We start from the raw sequence: 18,847 nt of genomic DNA, 5'->3' as shown, positions 1-18,847 counted from the left end.
CCAACATCGGTGCTGCTGCCGCTCCAGTCGGAACGGAAATCAACCACACGTTATGGTGATGAGACTAGAATTGGGAGTATCAACAAGAGAAATTATACTCTTTGTCCAAAATATCCACCCGTACCATTTCACCATTACGCTTTTCATTTTCACCTCAAAAAAAACACGCTCCCCCTGAGGAAGCGTGTTTACTATCTTTTATTTTTGAAGTGACTTAATACTTTCTAAATTGCCATTATCAAAAATGGCTTTGCTAATAGCTTTACCTGTTGGAGTTGCAGCTAGGCCTCCACGAGCAGTTTCTTTTAAATTCGGACTCATAGATTGTCCAATTCGATACATCGCGCCAATCACTTCATCACACGGGATGCGACTTGTAACCCCCGCAAGTGCCATATCCGCTGCCACAAGTGAATTCGCCGCTCCCATAGCATTCCGTTTAACACAAGGAACCTCTACTAATCCAGCTACTGGATCACAAACAAGCCCTAGCATATTTTTGAGTGTAATGGCAAATGCTTCTGAACATTGCTGCGGGGTACCACCAGCCATCTCAACAATTGCAGCCGCCGCCATTCCAGCAGCTGAGCCAACCTCTGCTTGACAGCCACCAGCAGCACCTGAAATCGAAGCATTATTGGCAACTACGAAGCCGAAAGCACCCGATGTGAATAAATAACGAATCATTTGCTCACGTGTCGGATTTAGCTTGTTCTTCACTGCAAACAATGTCCCTGGTACAACTCCAGCCGAGCCTGCAGTTGGGGTAGCACAAATTGTCCCCATAGCCGCATTAACTTCATTTGTCGCAACCGCTTTACTTACCGCATCTAGTAATAAATCTCCTGACAATGAATTTCCCTGCGCAATGTAATTCTGAAGCAATACCGCGTCACCGCCTGTTAAGCCCGTTACAGATTTAACACCATTTAAGCCTCTTTCAATAGCTTCCTCCATCACCGTCAAATTATTGTCCATTTGCTGTATAATTTCTTCTCTAGTGCGTCCAGTTATTAACATTTCTTGCTCTATCATAATTTCAGAAATTAGTTTTCCTTCTTGCTCTGCTCGTTCAACTAGTTCACGAACATTATGAAACAATACGTCCATATTGGGACACCTCCTTAGTTATTAATTTTAGAAACCTTCGAAATATGTGGTATTAAAGAAATTTGTTGCAATACTTTATCCTCGATGTTTTGATCGACTTCTATTACCATAAGGGCTGTTAAACCACGTTCAATACGTGAAACTTCCATATGCCCAATATTGACCGCATGCATCGCTAAGCAATTTGCCACATTGGCAATACAGCCAGCTCGATCATCATGGACAACAAGAATTGCTGGCATGCCACCTGTTAGTCGCAGCTTGAAGCCATTAACCTCACTAACTTCAATTTTACCTCCACCGATCGAAATACCAACAACGGACATCTCTCCTTCATCATCGCCAATTACAAGGCGAGCCGTATTCGGATGTTCCATGTTAGCTGTTTCTGGGATAAACTCATAGTCTAATCCCGCCTTTTCTGCATCGGCAAAAGCTGTTTTTATTCGTTCATCGAATGTATCGTAATTTAATAGACCACCAATCAAAGCTACATCTGTTCCATGTCCTTTATACGTTTCCGCAAACGAACCATATAAGTGTATTTTTGCCCACTTTGGTTGTCTTCCAAATAAATCTCTAGCAACACGCCCAATTCGTGCCGCACCTGCCGTATGGGAAGAAGAAGGTCCAATCATCACCGGTCCAATAATATCAAATACTGAAGTAAACTTCATACTAACACCCCTCTATTCTATCTATATAATATTTTTGATTTTTTACTTATATAATGCTTGATAGTTACTATAAAAGCAAAGCATTTCTTTATCAACTTTCAGAAAATTTAAGCGACTATAATTTACACAGTGGAAATATTGATTAACTTTTGTCTACTCCAAATAAACAATAATTTCAAACTGCTGATATTCTAGCATTTACAAATGCATTGTCTTCTGGATACGCACACCAAATCGTTTATTCCAGCTGATTTATATCCAATATAATCCCCTAGTCTCTTTGTACCATAAACAAAAGCAGTACACATTGTGTGCACTGCTTTATCTACTCATTCACAAAGTAGCATCGAATTATTCTACTGAAATAATATACGGATATAATCCTTGTTTACCATTAAATAACTCTACTTCAACCTCTGGATAATTCTCTTCTATAAATTTCACTAATTCTGAAGCATTTTCTTCCGTTGTATCTTCACCATAAATGACTGTTACAATTTCTGCGTCTTCATCCACTAAATCAGTAATTACCTTCTCAGCGGCATCTTTTAATGCCGGAGTAGATAATACAATTTTACCTTCTGCAAGAGCCATGAAATCGTCCTTATGAATTTCCACACCATCAATAGATGTATCTCGAACTGCATAAGTTACTTGACCTGTTTTAACATTTGCATAAGCTTCTGTCATTGTTGCTTGGTTCATTTCAACTGTCGCCTCTGGATTAAACGATAAAATCGCTGCCATACCTTGAGGGATTGTTTTCGTTGGAACTACAGCCGCTTCTATATCTAAAAGCTCTACTGCTTGTTCTGCTGCCATGACGATATTTTTGTTATTCGGTAAAATTAATACTTTTTCAGCACCAATTTCCTGTACCGCCTTCACAATATCTTCAGTTGAAGGGTTCATTGTTTGACCGCCTTCAATAACATAAGAAGCACCAATTGAACGAAGTAATTCAGCAACTCCCTCGCCCATTGCAATCGTTACAATTGCATATGGATGCTTTTCTGCTTTTTTGACTGGAGAAGGTGCTTTATGATCCTCACCAACAATGGCAGAATGCTGTTCACGCATATTGTCGACCTTAATTTTAATAAGACTACCATATTTTTGACCCATTGCTAAAACAGAGCCTGGTTGCTCAGAATGAATATGCACTTTTGCGATCTCTTCATCTGAAATAACAAGTAAAGAATCACCTAGTGGGTTTAATTCATTACGGAATTGATCCTCGCTAAACGGCTCTTTTCCTTCTTCAAAACGTACCATGATTTCTGTACAATACCCAAACTCAATATCCGAAGTATCCATGAAATCTTGCGCTCTATGATGTTCTGCATTAATTAAATCATCTAAAGTTGCTTCATTTTTCACCGGTAATGGCTCACCTTTTAAGGATGCTAAAAATCCTTCATACACAAACAATAGACCTTGGCCGCCACTATCTACAACACCTACTTCTTTTAAAACAGGTAAAAGATCAGGTGTACGCTCTAATGAAGCCTGTGCTTCAGCAGTAAATGCTTCCATTACTGCAATGATATCGGTTTCAGTTTCTGCCACTTCCACGCCTTTTTTCGCCGCTTCACGTGCAACTGTTAAAATTGTACCTTCAACCGGTTTCATTACTGCTTTATAGGCAGTTTCAACGCCAGCTTGGAAAGCATCCGCTAAGCCCTTAGCATCAATTGTCGCTTCTTTTTCAATAAATTTACCAAAGCCACGGAATAACTGCGATAAAATAACGCCAGAATTCCCGCGTGCTCCCATAAGTAAACCTTTTGATAAAGCTTGGGATGTTTTGCCGATATGTTCTGAAACATATTGCTCCGTTTCCTTTGCTCCAGATGTCATCGATAAGTTCATATTCGTTCCTGTATCACCATCTGGTACTGGAAATACATTTAATGAATCAACATAATTTGCATTTTGGAATAGGTGATGGGCACCCATTTGCACCATTTCTGCAAACTTTATTCCGTCTAAAGACTGCATTAGATTTAGTTCCTCCTCTTAATCATTCGCTACACGAACGCCCTGCACAAAGATATTGACAGATTTTACGCTCATACCTAATGTTTTATCCACTGTATATTTCACTTTCGATTGTACTTGATAAGCAACTTCCGAAATTTTTGTCCCGTAACTAACAATAATGTACATATCAATATGTAAATCGTCGCCCTGTTTTCGAATTACAACACCTTTTGCAAAATTTTCTTTACGTAAAATATCAGTTAGACCATCACGAATTTGATGTTTAGATGCCATGCCAACAATACCGTAGCATTCAACAGCAGCGCCACCAGCTATTTGTGCAAGTACATCTGTTGAAATATCAATTTGGCCGAATTCATTGTTTAACTCAATTGACATAGAAATGCCCCCTTGGCTCTTTTTGACTAAATGATATTGTAACACTTTCGTTATACATTAAGCAACCTTGGAAGGCATGAAAGCGCACTGTATCAACGTTTTTCTGACATTACAAAGGCAAACATACATCTTCATCGAAATTTCCACTTTTGCTGTAAAAGTTGTTACGACCTTGTTGCTTTGCTGAGTATAATGCTTGATCAGCTAATTCACAGCATGTTTTCAATTGCTCGCTATTTGTAAGTTTAACATGACACATCCCTATGCTGACCGTTACAATATCAGCTACTATCGAATGCTCATGACGAATGTTTAAGTTGCGTACTTCCTCTAAAATTTCCTCACAAACATGCTCTGAAAACTTGGCCGTATGTTGGCTAACGATTACGAATTCTTCGCCTCCCCAACGTGCTGCAAATGCATTATACTTTTCTGCAATTTCCTCTAAAAGAGTCGCCACTTTTATTAATGCATCATCACCTTGTAAATGACCGTAATAATCATTAAAATTTTTAAAGAAATCAATATCAATCATCATGACAGATAAAGATTCTGGTTTACTAAGTTGTTGCCCTATATGTGTCAATTTATTATTTAAAGCCCGTCGATTTGGTAAATTGGTCAACGTGTCCCGAAGCGCTTGCTCTGATAGCTCATTATTTTTCTCAGCTAATAATTTTGACAATTTCTTGGATTTTGTCATTTCTTCTTGCAATAAAATATGTTCCTTCGTAAATTGTCTTTGCATTTTATAAATATGTCGCTGAATAACTAGCCCTATAGGAATAATAAGGGACATCGGTAAAAGTATTTTAATACCTTCACCTGATACCCCAACACTCAGATAAGCACTTATTAAAATCGGTGGTACTGTTATTACCATAATCCGAAAAATTTTCCGAAAAGGTATGGAAAAAACAGTGCAAATCATTAAAAATAGTACCTCATAAAGAGCTGCATGTTTAAAGAAATAAACGTCCATTACAGTTATTACAGTAATCAATAACAATATCGTATAGATATAAGCAAGTAAGATAGATTCATATTTTCGCATATTAAGCGTTGTAACCTGAAATTTCTTCTCTTTTACAAATACTAACACCGCTAAATCTATATAAAACATTATTGTGTGAATAGCTATATATGCTGACACCATCGCTCTTTCTGAATTCGAAAAGAAGACCTCACCATAATGAATAATCGTAATGATGGCTGATATATACATCAATGTCCATGCTACCGCTCGCATCCGTTTTAAATTAAATTGAATCATTTCTTTCTGTATAGAGAGAACTAGCTTTTCTTGATTTTCCATAATGTCCGCTCCTAATAAAACAAACTTGCAAAAACATTTTGTTGCTGTCGCTTCGCTTTCGCACAGTTAAAACCATGTTGCTGTCGCTTCGCTTTCGCACAGTTAAAACCATGTTGCTGTCGCTTCGCTTTCGCACAGTTAAAACCATGTTGCTGTCGCTTTGCTTTCGCACAGAAAACATTGCTGAATGAAGATAATTTGTTCTATTTTTATCGTCTAAATAACGAAAAATACAAGTAGTCTTTACAAAATTGGTGAAAAAAGAACTACTCTACCGTGGCTGATTTTCGTAGTCAAAAACAAAACTTCTAAATCCGACATTCCACTTTCGCTGCATAAAATCTCGAAACAACAAAAAAGCTGATGTTTATATACACCAACTTTTTTTAAAAAATTGAACGATTATAATTTTTATAAACTCCCAAAAGTTCAAAGTGAATATTACGGCTCCTCACCATATATTCGAACAGAATAACTTTATAACAACGCTTCGATTGTACAACCCTTGATGCCATTCTATTCCTTCAATTAAAACAGGCTTTTAATAAGCGAATCAAGCATCACTGGCATTTCCTTAAATGCACTATCCACATGTAGTCTTTCCGTCTTTTGGTGAGCGTCCTTCCCAAACGGTCCAACATTTAAAACAGGGCCCTGTAATGCAGACATTGCCTCAAACGGAATACTATACGTTTCTCCCCATACAGGTGTGTTGCGTTCGAATGCTATCCATTCATTAGAGTTATCCGAATAATTGACATAGCTCAAATCACAAATTCCATTAAAATAATGAATTTGCTCCACTTCAATATTAAATGTTTGGGCTGTCTTCTTCATCAATTCAATGGATCGAATAACAAGAGGATCATTGGATGAATTGATTGCCGGATAGTAAGGTGGTGCATATAACAACACTGTCGCTGGTGATAGTTCCTGGCAACGAATCATTAGCTGATCCACAATGCGAATAGATTTCTCTCGATCATCCCATGCGCTATTTTCAATAACTTGACTTTTAATTAAATCTACTTCCTGGGCGCCTAATTTATTAATCGCATACTCTAAAAGTGCCTCATAACGAAGTACGTTTACTTCGCCTACACCTTGTACCTTTTCACGCTCACAAATTCGCTTATATTGTTCATTACAAGCTGACATTGCTTCCAATGCAACTTGTTCAAAAATATCCATTACTTGCGATGCTGTGCGCTTTAATAAAAACACATTGTAAAGGGCTGCTGCACGATATGGTGTTTGTGTAGAATACTCCATTTTTAAATCTTTTAATTGTAAGGATACAGGTAATGGCGTACTTTCACCGAGATCTGTCTCACGAAAAACAGGATTCCACTCCATATGCTGCGTCATGTAGGAAGCAATAAAATTTGCGGTCATTCCTTTTAATGGCTCACCCACATGTGTCTCTTTTCCGTAAAATAAGGCAGCAGGCATAATTTTACCGATAGTTCCTGAATAAATATATTCATTAATATCAGCCGGACCTTGTGAAAAAGAAGGCTCACTATTTAAAAATAGTTTATAAGAGAGTCCGTGCTGTTCGCGAAGTCTGACAAGCTCTACAACTGCTGCACGCATCCCAGCAGAATTCACTTCTTCATCTGGCACTGCCGTTAAAATAAGGTTGATGGGCCATTCTTCGATACTTGCCTTTTCAATCAACTGCATATGCAAAGCAAGCCCCATTTTCATATCCATCGTCCCACGACCGAATAAATAGTTACCTGATTCCAAATCAATTCTTGCCGCTTCAGGTAAATCCTTTTTGTATTTAGGTTCCATTAGCTTTTTTGTCAGCACTTCAGGGTAAAAGGCTAATGGTTCCAGCTCGCCATATTCTTCAGTATGGACCGTATCAAAGTGACTAATTAGCACAACCGTTTCGGTTGCAGATGGGTGCTTATACAAGGCAGTTACAGCATTACGTTCAAGGCCCGCATCATGTAATTCAATAAATTCCGGGTTTTCCTGAAAATAAGAAAGCGTTTGCAATTTATTTTTTAATTTATAGGCAAATTCATGTTCACCTTTAGTTAATGTCCTACTTTCCCAACTGACAATTTCACATAATAATGCACGTAGCTTTTCAGGTGTATTCCAAAGATAAACATTCATAAAAACTCTCCTTTATTTCCTCAAAATCAATTGCATTTAAATGTATATCAAATGATTCCTCTTTTTTCATTTCAATTTCATCACCAATAATTAGGAATGACATTTTTAAAAAACATATACCATAAATATAAGTTGATTGGAGTGGAGACTGGGCGACTCCTTGGGGATCAGCGATATAGAGGAACGAAGGCTAAAAGCATCACTTCCTGTGATAACGCCTTCGTGACCAACATCCTGCTACTGTCGCTACGTTGCACTCACGCTTTCGCGCAAAAGACATCTGTTGTCCCGAGAACTTGGAGCGAGCAACGCGAGTGAAGCGGCTCATCGGACGCCCCTAGGAAGCTCTGCTCTGCGCGAAAGCGAAGCGTCAGCGGCAAATGTTTTATCTGTGCGAAAGCGTAGCGGCAGCAAATGTTTTATCTGTGCGAAAGCAAAGCGACAGCAACAACAAAGCGCCCAGTCGAAACGGAAATCAACACCATATTATGGCGATGAGCTAATCTCAGAAGAAACTGTATTTGATTTACTCAATTTCAATTTATAGAAAATCATGCAAGCAATAAAGAACCCAACTCCATATAATAAACCCGCTCTTTGTGTTGGATCGAATGCTAAAAAGACAAGAATTAGCATACAAAAAATAATACAGAACACCGGAATCAATGGATAAAATGGCGTTTTAAATTTTAAATTAGCCACATCCCCCCCTGCTTTCACATAACGATACCGGAACATCAATTGAGATGCGCAAATTCCCATCCATGAAATTGTTACAGAAATTCCTGCAATAGACATGAGTAAAACAAATACTGCATCTGCTTCCATCACGCCCGTTAATAAAGAAAGCAGCGAGAAAAGCATCGTAAAAACAAGTGCATTGAATGGCACTTTATTTTTCGTTAGTCGTCCAAATAGTTTTGGCGCCATTCCCTCTTTTGACATCGACCATAATAAACGTGTGGACGCATATAGACATGAGTTACCTACTGATAATATCGCCGTTAAAATAACAAAGTTCATAATGCCAGCTGCATATGGAACACCTGCTAAATTCATCAATGTGACAAATGGACTTTCCAATAGTCCAAGCTCCGATGAAGGGAATATCGCAGATAAAACAATAATAGAAGCAATATAGAAAACAATAATCCTAAAAAGAATTGTCTTTATTGCCCGAGGAATATTTTTTTCCGGACTTTCAGTTTCTCCTGCAGCAATACCAACAAGCTCAGAACCTTGATAAGAAAAGATAACATTCATCATTGTGACGAAGATGATTGAAATACCTGCCGGAAATAAACCATACGGTGCTAAATTCGTAAAGTGTGGTGTCGGACGATCAGCTAACGGAATCATTCCAAAGATTGCTGCCACCCCTATAACGATAAATGCTATCACCGCAATGACTTTAATACTTGCAAACCAAAATTCCGCTTCCGCAAAGCCTCTTGTTGTTAATGCATTTAAAGTAAATAACAGGACCATAAATACGGCACACCAAATCCAAATAGGGACATGCGGGAACCAATGCTGCATCAAAATTCCCGCTGCTGTAAATTCCACCCCTGCTGTGGCAGCTGAGCCGACAAAATACATCCATCCTAAAGAAAATCCTGCTGAAGGACTGATAAAACGTGTTGCATAGGTTTGGAAAGAACCCGTTACAGGCATATAAACCGCTAATTCTCCAAGACAATTCATAACCATGTACAATATTAAGCCACCAAATAAATAACCAATTAATGCCCCTCCAGGACCTGCCTGATTAATTGTAAAGCCAACATTTAAAAATAGCCCTGTTCCAATAACTCCTCCGAGCGATAGCATTAATAAATGACGACTCTTCATTGAACGGTTTAATTGATGATCTTGCCGTTGTTCTCCTTTACTCATCATCCATCCCCACTCTCTAGTTGTAATCAATATATCGAATATTCTGATATCAACTCTACTAAAGTACCCAATCAATTTATCCTATTTGACTTCTTTCAGCGGGTGTCATGGAATTATGCTAAGTCATAATTGATATTGATTGGGTATTTTTTTATTGAACTAAAAACGTAATGACAAACAACTTAGCCCACCATCATGTTTTCTAAATTCCGACATTTCAAGCTCAATTGTTTGGTAGCCTAGATCATTTAATTTACGATTTGTTTCTGGATAGCCTGCTGGAATAATGACATAATCATTTACTTGAATACAGTTTGCAGAATACTCATCTTCTTTTGGAATAATAATTTTTTCATAGGATTCGAATGCAGGATGATCGATAAACTCCCCTGCTACTACCATACGATTTTCTCCAACATACGCGATGCCCGTCTTTAAATGGAAAAATTCTTTTAGCGGAACAATCGTTGCCTCATAGCCTTCTTTTTCTACGATTTCTTTAAATTGTCGAGCCCCTTCTTCATTTGTACGATCAGAGATGCCGACATAAAATTTCTTTTCTGCCTGCAATACATCTCCGCCATCAAGTGTTCCTGGGCCATCGATATAATATAATTTTTCATAGAACTTTTGAACTACAGGTACGATCTCCTCAATCTCACGATTACGAGCTTCAGCCCCTGGATTTGAAATAATGGCAAATTCAGATGTTAAAACAGCCGTATCCTCTACGAATGTTGAATCTGGAAAGGCTTCATTCGCTCGAAGCTGTGTAACCTCCACTCCACATCTTTTTAAGGCCTCAACATATTTTTCATGCTGTTCAAATAATTTTTCTAAAATTGGTTTTCCTAAGTCGCTAGTCGTTAAACCATTTACATAATTATTTCCTGGGTTTTTTACAATTACATTTTTAAACATTTTACTTCATCTCCCTTTTTTCTCTTACTACTGGGCAGGTTAAACATGTTGGTCCACCTGTCCCTTTTATCGAAATTTCATTTCCTTTGTATTCATAAACTGTTACACCTGCATGAAGTAATTGTTGCTTGGTCATTGGATTTCCAATTGGGACAATACATACTCTAGGCGCAAGTGCTAGAACGTTACAGCCTAGCGCATCATATTCATCTTTCAGGACCTCAATTAATTGAATACCTCGGTCGATTAGAAGCTGACGAAAGAAAACTGGCATTAATCGTGAATGTACAACCGCTAAATCCTTATCTACCATACTAATGAAAGACATTAAGTGTAAACATTCTGCTTCACCTAAATCATGGGGTAGTTGCACAACAATGAATTCATCAACAAAATCCTTCGTCATGTCTTTTAGCTGACGAATAGCTTCATCATTCGTTCGATAGCCTCGACCTACAACAAGTGTACGATCATCAAGCCAAACAATATCGCCACCATCTGATACAGCCTCTCCAGTCAATTCTCCGATAACCGGAATACCCTTTTCCTGTAAAAACTCTTTATAAACAGCTGCTTCTGGCTGTCTTGATTTTTTGCCGGATTTTAAGATAATAGCACCATTTGGTGTGAATTTTACAGGATCATGCGCATACAGCGAATCAAGCCCTACTTCATCTGATTCTGGTAAAAAATCAATTTTTTCAACATACTTTTCTAGAATGCTCATAAATTGTGCATATTCTTTAAGAGCCTCATTATAGCTAGGTTCCGATAAGTAGTTAAATGTTTTCCATTCATCGCTAAGATATTCTTGGTTTCGGAAAGCATCTTTTGGATGTTTTACTATTACGTGTCTCAAAGGTGCATACATTGATGAACAATATTGCATTCCTTTCACCTCTTTTCCGCGTAGTGGAAAACGTTTCCGTTAAGAGGAAAGTTTATATGAAAAATATATGTGCTTTAAGGTATAATGTCAATATATTTAGAAAAATTTATATATTCGTTCTTTTCAAAGGGAACAAAACAAATATCCACGATTATGTAGCTAGACGTAGACAATGAATAAAAATAAAATAAATGAAAGAGAGGTGGGGTATGAATGCAATTATTAGAACGAGCTATGACAATCGCTAAAGTTTTGGCTTCTGAAGCAAATGAAAACAGTTTGTCCATTTCAGAGCTTTCGGCAAAATGCAATTTACCACTTAGCACACTACATAGAATTTTAAAAGCGATGATTAAAGAGGGAATGATTGAACAAGACGATCAAACTAAACAATATCGTCTCGGTACAATATGGATGGAACTTGGCTTACAAGTGTATGATACGATGGACTACATTAGTAAAATTAGGCCCGAACTAGAACGTTTAGCAAGAGAAGTCGAGGAAAGCGTCTATTTAAGTAAGCCCGCTGGTTTAGATACAATTATCATTGAAAGAATTGACAGTACAACTAACCCGATTCGAATTTACGATCAGTTAGGTATTCGTATTCCGATGAATATCGGGGCTGCAAATAAAGCAATTTTAGCCACAATGCCTATTTCTCAAGCAAGGGAAATTATTGAACAGCTTATTCCTCATGAAGAAATCTCTGAATTAGAGTCACAGCTTGATCAAATAAGACTACAAGGGTTTGCCATTAGTCATGGGGAAAGAACAGCTGGAACATCCTCAATCGCAGTATCCATTGTAAATGGTTTCAATGAAATAGTCGGTGCGATAAGTATAGGTTTTGTTAGCTTTAACGTTTCAGCAGAACATACTAATACGCTTACAGAGCGTTTAGTGGAAACTGGTAAACGTATTTCCATGAAGCTTGGCTACCGAGGAAAATAAAACGAGATGGAAGTGGGTTTTCTTTATCCCCTACTGATTAAGAGGCTTCTCTAAACCAGGCGGGATAATTGAAAACTTCCAATTATTTCTCCTAATAATTGTTTCAACTAGGAATTTACACCCATTATTTAACAAGTGTTTTTAGACTGTAAAGGTTTTTTTCTTGAAAGGTTATGTGAAAACTATTGCACTGAACGTCATCGTATGTTAAATTATTATGGTATGTGAAATACCGAACTGAAATAATAATCTTTCAGCATTGACAGTAAGGAGGGAATACAACATGCCAAAACAATGTGTAATCACTGGGCGTAAAGCTCGTACTGGTAACAACCGTTCCCACGCTATGAACGCTAGCAAACGTTCTTGGGGTGCTAACCTTCAAAAAGTTCGTATCTTAGTAGACGGTAAACCAAAACGTGTATGGGTTTCTGCTCGTGCATTAAAATCAGGTAAAATCGAGCGCGTTTAATCGTCGCTTCCAAAAAATCGATTTCGCATTTGGCGCAAATCGATTTTTTTCTTTCTTAATAACGAGGCAAGCTCCAACCGCCTTTGTAAATATTTATTTAAATGTAAAAGATGTAATTAATCATCCTACTAGTGGATTGACCAACCATAAATACAATAAAATGACTAAGCCGCTAGCAATGACAAGGAAACGGAATTGCTAGCGGTTCTCTTTACATATAGCTATTTTCCCAAAGTTTGTTGCTGTTAAAATTAAAAGGCAGATTTAATCTACAAAACGTGTAAAGTAAGCCACAGTTAGTACAATAACTTATGAATTGAAAGGATGATGATTAGTATCGCCATCACTATTATCAAATATGAAAAAATGGATTTTTTGTCTTTTCTAAAACTTCGAATTTGATTAACAAGTAAATTTATTGCTATTAATATGAATGCAGTTTCTGTTAAATTATCGTAAATAAACCCAAGTATAGCTAGAAGTAATGCGACGATAGCAATAACGATTTGGATCTTATCTAACTTATTAAAAGTTTTTTGCATCCTTTCTCCTTTCCACCTTACTTTTGAACAATTTTACAACTAGAAACAGTTACTTCTTGCATAAATAGCAACAATCTTTTCGAAAAACAGCCTTATATTTAGCTGTCCAGCTCAACAAATAAGCTTATTATCTGTAGAAAATAAGAATCTTCAACTTTTATCAGTTTTATGAGAAACATTTTATACAGAAAAACTTCTGGCAGCAATGAGATTGTCCATCTATTGTTACTGTCGCTTCGCTTTCGCACATAATACAGTTACTTTTGATGTTTCGTTTTATCATTATAAAGTGACATGCTAGAAGATACATACTATGTGAAGTGGTTGATCTTCGTTACGACTGGGCGACTCCTTGGGGATCAGCGATAGAGGAACGGAAATCAGTCCCTCGCTTTGCCGAAGAACCATATTTTTCACATTCCCAATTAATTTCATGGCACATTTATTTTTCTAAAACAGTAAAAAATCCGACTAGTATTAGTCGGATTTTTTTACTTTCTTATCTTTTTTGAAAATGTTGATACACGTACGCGTAATACTGCTTACAAATTTCGGCAGCTGGAATGTATATACTTTCAGGACTCTCTCCCCCTTACGCTAATCTATGCTTCTTATCATTAAACATATGCCTTGTGAGAAAGATATAGACCCTGAATTATCTATTATTTCATTACTTGTAAAGCGGGATGTACCAAGAGAAATTTCTTCATTTGTTGTTTCATATTTTACTTGCCTTAATGTCACATCTTTAATCGGCTCTTCATGTGCAAAGAAAGATAAATAACGATATTGCTTATCTGCTTCTATGATGTGCTTGCCTGGCATTAAAAATTGCAACATATTTGCATGATTAATAATCTTCAATACTACGTGCGGATACTCTTTTTGTAAACGATAAATCGAACGAACTGCCGCCTCATAATGATCTAAACGTCCACCCGTAACACCTGTAAGAACAATTTCTAGTGGTGTATAGGTCAAGGCTTTTAATAACGCTAAGTCCGTATCTGTTTCATCTTTTTCTTCTTGGAATCGTTGTCTATCATTTGTATGTGCCATCACCAGTTCGTATTCCTCTTTTGATAAAGAGTCAAAATCTCCTACTATGGCATGTGGTGTGATGCCTTGCTCGATTAAATATAGCGCTCCTCGATCAGCTCCGATAAATAATACATCACTTTGCTCTTTAAACGGACTAAATGAACAGAGTTCCTCTTTTGGTCCACCTGCACAAACAACGACTTTGGTCATCCTTGAATCGCTGCCTCACCAGCAGCTAAAATTTCTTGAAGTGCCGCTGTACGATCTTCTTTACTATAAATTGCTGAACCAGCTACAAAAATAGTTGCTCCTGCTTTTGCACAAGGAACAATAGTCTCTGCATTAATTCCACCATCGATTTCAATAGCAATATCAAGATTACGTTCTTTAATAATAGCTGCTAACGCTTCAATTTTTGGCACTACAGAATGAATGAATTTTTGCCCACCAAACCCTGGATTCACAGTCATGAACAACACCATATCAATATCCTCTAATATGTGTTGAATGGATTCTATTGGTGTATGTGGATTTAATACAACACCCGGTTTGACTCCAAATGAACGAATTAATTGGATTGTACGGTGTAAATGGCGGCAAGCTTCTACATGCACCGTAATATAGTCGGCCCCGGCTTTGGCGAATTGTTCAATATACTGATCAGGATTTTCGATCATTAAATGTACATCTAACGGTAAATCCGTTAAAGGACGAATGGCATCTAATACGATAGAGCCAAATGAAATATTTGGCACAAAATGACCATCCATAACATCGATATGAATAAGCTGTGCACCTGCTTTTTCTACTTCCTTAACTTCTTCTCCTAATTTAGCAAAGCTGGCTGCTAAAATTGATGGTGCTATTTGTATCATCATTAATACCTCGGCTTTCGATCCATAATTTCTTGTAAAAATTGTTCGTAGTGTTTATAGCGGTAGTCACGAATTTCCCCCGTCTCCACCGCTGCTTTTACTGCACATTTCGGTTCCTTCAAGTGTAAACAGCCTCTAAATTTACAATCATCTGCCATACGGGCCATTTCGGGGAAACATGCGCCTAATTCTTCTTTTTCTATTTCATCAAAATCAAATGAACTAAATCCTGGAGTATCTGCTAATAAACCGTCACATACTTCGATTAGTTCAACATGGCGAGTTGTATGTTTACCACGCCCTAAGCTTTGTGAAATAATGCCTGTTTTTAAATTTAAATCTGGAATCAATGTATTTAGTAGTGTAGATTTTCCAACTCCAGATTGCCCTGCTAATACGGAGGTTTTCTCCTTTAAAATAGGTTGTAGACGTTCAACTAATTCTTCCTCACCCTTATAGGTTTGTAGCACGGTATAACCCATACGCTCATAATCTGCTATATAGCCTTGCAATTCCTCACGTCCATGGTCTTCTAGCAGATCCATCTTTGTTAAACAAATAATCGGATGAACATGAAATGACTCTAAAACAACTAAGAAACGATCGAGTAAAATTGTATTAAAATTAGGTTCTTTTACAGAAAACACAAGAATGCCTTGATCAATATTGGCTATAGGGGGACGTACTAATTCATTTTGGCGTTCCATAATTTTTTGAATAGTACCGTCCGAGCCTTTTGTTTCTAGAGTATATTCTACGATGTCGCCAACGAGTGGGGATTCCCCACGATTGCGAAATACCCCACGTCCTCGACATTGAATTAGTTCTTCTCCATCATATACATAGTAATAACCGCTTAATGCTTTACGAATTTGGCCTTGCGCCATCCAATTCCCCCTTATTTGACATCATCGTAGTTGAATGTTTCTTCAGCAATAATTTCTGAATCACGAATAATTTTATAGGCTGCATCCTGACCATCTGCAATAACAAGCTGGATTCGGTGCTCTTGATCAGCCGTAATAGTAAATGTTTCAACTGTTGTTAACGTTTTATGGTTTTTATCTTGAATATCAATTCGAATAGTTTGCTCTAAACCTTCCTCATTTGGTTTATATTCAATTTTCACAGTTTTCACCCAAGTTTTATCAGGCCTTGCTGCAGGTCCTTTACTTAAAATAACAGGGATTGCAGTACCCGCTTCAACCTGCGTTCCTGCTCTTGTCAATTGTGATTTAACACTTCCAGCTGGTATTGTATCATCATTTTCTTCACGAACAATACGCCATGTCAAGCCTTCTCTTCTTACATACTCATCCATTTGAGCTTTAGTGTAATTCACAACATCATCTACGGTGATCATTTTTACACCTGCGCTTACCGTAAATTTCATTATTGTATTCTTAGCGACTACCTCTTCTTGTGGTGCTGGCTCTTGTTCAATAATTCGTCCTTCAGGCTCTTTTGAATTCACATAGCTAACTTCAGAATCTAAAAATTTATCCTTTAGCATTGATTGAACTTGGCTGATTTGCTGGCCTCTATAATCTTCCACTTTCGTCGTTTCTATCCCAAGACTCACGATTAAGTCTACTTCTGTGCCTTTTACACGCTCCGTACCCTCTGTAGGGTCAGTTTCTATAACCTTATCCTTTTCGACGTCCTCGTCATAACGCTCCTGCGGCGACTGACCAACCGTAAAGCCTTCAGCCTCTAATTTCTTAGTAGCTTCTTCAACTGTCATATTAGCAACACTAGGTACAGGTATCTTTTTTGGGTTAAATGCATCTGTTCCAAAAAAAACGAATAGGAAAATGGCGATGGCTACTATTGCTAACCCAGCAACAACTATTGGCCATTTTTTCTTTTTCTTTTTCTTTACAGGTACTGTTTTTTCAACAGGCTTCTTCGCTTCGGGTTTCGGCGTTGAATGTAGAATTGGTTCGATTGCCCTTGTCTGCATTAAATCTTCGTCTTGACGTGCAATTGGTTCTTTTATAATCGGAATAGCCTTTGTCACATCATTATCTACCGGTATAACAAACTTCGGTTCATTCATACGATTCGGCGATAAAACTGTTTCTAAATCTGCTTGCATTTCCTCTACAGTCGAATAACGGTGAGAAGCATCCTTTGCTGTAGCTTTTAGCACAACATTTTCCACACTTTGTGGAATTGTAGCATCAAAGGCGCGAACTGATGGCGTCTCTGATTGTAAATGTTTAAGCGCGATAGAAATAGCTGACTCGCCTGAAAATGGCAATTCCCCCGTTAACAATTCATATAAAACGATGCCAAGTGCATAAATATCAGATCGGTTTGTTGCCGTACCACCACGAGCCTGCTCCGGTGATAAATAATGCACTGTTCCAAGCACGGAGTTCGTTTGTGTAAATGATGTTGCACTAAGCGTCATCGCTATACCAAAATCAGTTATTTTCACATTCCCTTCCGCATCCATTAAAATATTTTGAGGTTTAATGTCACGGTGGATAATATGATTTTCATGGGCATTGGCAATTGCTGACGTTAACTGCTTCATAATATGCACACATCTGGCAGGAGAAATTGGTGCAAATTCCTGTATGTACTGCTTTAATGTTTTTCCTTGGACATACTCCATCACTATATAATGTAGATCACCATCATCACCTACATCATAAACACTAACGATATTCGGATGTGTAAGGCTTGTAGCAGAAAGTGCTTCACGTTGGAAACGGCGATACAATTCATCCTCATTGGTAAAATCATAGCGCAATATTTTGATCGCTACATCACGGTTTAAAATCATGTCATGCGCTAAATAAACATTAGACATACCACCGCCACCAATAAGACCTATAATTTTATAGCGGTCACTAATTCGTTTACCTACAAGCATACTTACACCTCCTCATCTTGCCTTGTGAGTAGCACGAGGGAGATGTTGTCTTCCCCCCCGCTTGCATTTGCTAATTCCACAAGTTTTCGTCCTTTTTCTTCTACTGAATCTGGATACGTAATAATTGATGCCATTTCATACACTGTAAGTTTATTGCTTAAACCGTCAGAGCAAATGAGTAAATACGATTCTGATGCTAAATCAACTTCATAAAAGTCTGGTTCAATCGTTTCTTCTGTACCAACAGCTTTTAAGATGAAATTTTTCTTAGGATGCGTTAACGCTTCCTCTTCACTAATTTCACCATTTTCAACCAGAACATTTACATAGGAGTGATCTCTTGTTATTTGTTGTGCACCATCCTCAAAGAAATAATACACACGACTATCACCAACATGTGCGATAAAGCAATGATTTTTTTCAATTAACACTGCAATAAACGTCGTGCCCATTCCTTTACAGTCTTCATGTGATAAAGAATAGTCATATATACTTTTATTCAATTGCTTGACTGCTTGTAATAACCACTCTTTTTTTGATGTTGTTGACGCAAAACGATGTGCCTCTGCCTGTAAAAAAACGGTTTCCATCTGTTTCATCGCCATATCACTCGCTACATCGCCAGCATTATGACCACCCATGCCGTCCGCTACAAGTGCTAGTGCAAACCCGTCTTGACGATTAAAAAATCCCGCACGGTCTTCATTAATTGCCCGTTTTAGCCCAATATCACTTTCGACTGTGTATTCCAACACT

At 37.7% G+C, this 18,847-nt stretch carries 17 protein-coding genes; 2 read left to right on the top strand and 15 right to left on the bottom strand.

The features are described from left to right. Nucleotides 1-198: 198 nt before the first annotated feature. From sdaAA to B1B04_RS05970, 9 genes are all read right to left on the bottom strand, one after another. Nucleotides 199-1,110 carry an L-serine ammonia-lyase, iron-sulfur-dependent, subunit alpha gene (sdaAA, locus tag B1B04_RS06010; protein WP_079560429.1) on the bottom strand — a complete coding sequence of 304 codons (912 nt, stop codon included), beginning with the start codon at nt 1,108-1,110 and terminating at the stop codon, nt 199-201. A 14-nt stretch (nt 1,111-1,124) separates the two neighbouring features. Next, nucleotides 1,125-1,787, bottom strand: a complete 663-nt coding sequence (gene sdaAB / locus B1B04_RS06005; RefSeq protein ID WP_079560428.1) for an L-serine ammonia-lyase, iron-sulfur-dependent subunit beta — start codon at nt 1,785-1,787, stop codon at nt 1,125-1,127. A 351-nt stretch (nt 1,788-2,138) separates the two neighbouring features. Further along, nucleotides 2,139-3,788 (bottom strand): DAK2 domain-containing protein, encoded by a 1,650-nt coding sequence (locus B1B04_RS06000; RefSeq protein WP_079560427.1) that lies wholly within the window; start codon nt 3,786-3,788, stop codon nt 2,139-2,141. 18 nt (nt 3,789-3,806) lie between these two features. Continuing rightward, nucleotides 3,807-4,169: an Asp23/Gls24 family envelope stress response protein gene (locus B1B04_RS05995; protein WP_079560426.1), complete on the bottom strand. Its 363-nt coding sequence runs from the start codon at nt 4,167-4,169 to the stop codon at nt 3,807-3,809. 109 nt (nt 4,170-4,278) lie between these two features. Further along, nucleotides 4,279-5,484 carry a GGDEF domain-containing protein gene (locus B1B04_RS05990; RefSeq protein ID WP_079560425.1) on the bottom strand — a complete coding sequence of 402 codons (1,206 nt, stop codon included), beginning with the start codon at nt 5,482-5,484 and terminating at the stop codon, nt 4,279-4,281. Between the two features lie 528 nt (nt 5,485-6,012). Next, a complete protein-coding gene (locus B1B04_RS05985) occupies nt 6,013-7,617 on the bottom strand; it encodes a M20/M25/M40 family metallo-hydrolase (RefSeq protein ID WP_079560424.1) in 1,605 nt (534 codons plus the stop codon). 486 nt (nt 7,618-8,103) lie between these two features. Further along, nucleotides 8,104-9,516: an amino acid permease gene (locus B1B04_RS05980; protein ID WP_079560423.1), complete on the bottom strand. Its 1,413-nt coding sequence runs from the start codon at nt 9,514-9,516 to the stop codon at nt 8,104-8,106. A gap of 156 nt (nt 9,517-9,672) precedes the next feature. Next, nucleotides 9,673-10,434 carry a dimethylarginine dimethylaminohydrolase family protein gene (locus B1B04_RS05975; RefSeq protein ID WP_079560422.1) on the bottom strand — a complete coding sequence of 254 codons (762 nt, stop codon included), beginning with the start codon at nt 10,432-10,434 and terminating at the stop codon, nt 9,673-9,675. Between the two features lies 1 nt (nt 10,435). After that, a complete protein-coding gene (locus B1B04_RS05970; RefSeq protein ID WP_079560421.1) occupies nt 10,436-11,323 on the bottom strand; it encodes a dimethylarginine dimethylaminohydrolase family protein in 888 nt (295 codons plus the stop codon). A gap of 213 nt (nt 11,324-11,536) precedes the next feature. Here B1B04_RS05970 and B1B04_RS05960 point away from each other — a divergent pair, with 213 nt between their 5' ends. Further along, nucleotides 11,537-12,277 carry an IclR family transcriptional regulator gene (locus tag B1B04_RS05960; RefSeq protein ID WP_079560419.1) on the top strand — a complete coding sequence of 247 codons (741 nt, stop codon included), beginning with the start codon at nt 11,537-11,539 and terminating at the stop codon, nt 12,275-12,277. 283 nt (nt 12,278-12,560) lie between these two features. Continuing rightward, a complete protein-coding gene (rpmB, locus tag B1B04_RS05955; protein WP_079560418.1) occupies nt 12,561-12,749 on the top strand; it encodes a 50S ribosomal protein L28 in 189 nt (62 codons plus the stop codon). A gap of 1,019 nt (nt 12,750-13,768) precedes the next feature. On the opposite strand, the gene spoVM is transcribed toward rpmB, so the two are convergent. The 6 genes from spoVM to B1B04_RS05925 are packed head-to-tail and all read right to left on the bottom strand — an operon-like array spanning nt 13,769 to nt 18,843. Next, entirely contained in the window at nt 13,769-13,870 is a 102-nt protein-coding gene (spoVM, locus tag B1B04_RS25315) for a stage V sporulation protein SpoVM (protein WP_139376952.1), read from the bottom strand. Between the two features lie 18 nt (nt 13,871-13,888). Continuing rightward, the gene (locus B1B04_RS05945) at nt 13,889-14,542 is read right to left on the bottom strand and encodes a thiamine diphosphokinase (protein ID WP_079560416.1); all 654 of its coding nucleotides are present in this window, start codon (nt 14,540-14,542) and stop codon (nt 13,889-13,891) included. Then, nucleotides 14,539-15,207, bottom strand: coding sequence for a ribulose-phosphate 3-epimerase (gene rpe / locus B1B04_RS05940; protein WP_079560415.1), 669 nt, complete (start codon nt 15,205-15,207; stop codon nt 14,539-14,541). The genes B1B04_RS05945 and rpe overlap by 4 nt, the downstream gene beginning before the upstream one ends. 2 nt (nt 15,208-15,209) lie before the next feature. Continuing rightward, nucleotides 15,210-16,094, bottom strand: coding sequence for a ribosome small subunit-dependent GTPase A (gene rsgA / locus B1B04_RS05935; protein WP_079560414.1), 885 nt, complete (start codon nt 16,092-16,094; stop codon nt 15,210-15,212). Between the two features lie 11 nt (nt 16,095-16,105). Beyond that, the gene (pknB, locus tag B1B04_RS05930; protein ID WP_079560413.1) at nt 16,106-18,091 is read right to left on the bottom strand and encodes a Stk1 family PASTA domain-containing Ser/Thr kinase; all 1,986 of its coding nucleotides are present in this window, start codon (nt 18,089-18,091) and stop codon (nt 16,106-16,108) included. 2 nt (nt 18,092-18,093) lie between these two features. Then, a complete protein-coding gene (locus tag B1B04_RS05925) occupies nt 18,094-18,843 on the bottom strand; it encodes a Stp1/IreP family PP2C-type Ser/Thr phosphatase (protein WP_079560412.1) in 750 nt (249 codons plus the stop codon). Nucleotides 18,844-18,847: the final 4 nt, after the last annotated feature.

Source organism: Lysinibacillus sp. KCTC 33748, from assembly GCF_002237755.1.
Lineage (GTDB): Bacteria > Bacillota > Bacilli > Bacillales_A > Planococcaceae > Lysinibacillus.
Note: the sequence above shows the minus strand (reverse complement) of the source record. Positions and strands in the feature narration are given on the sequence as shown.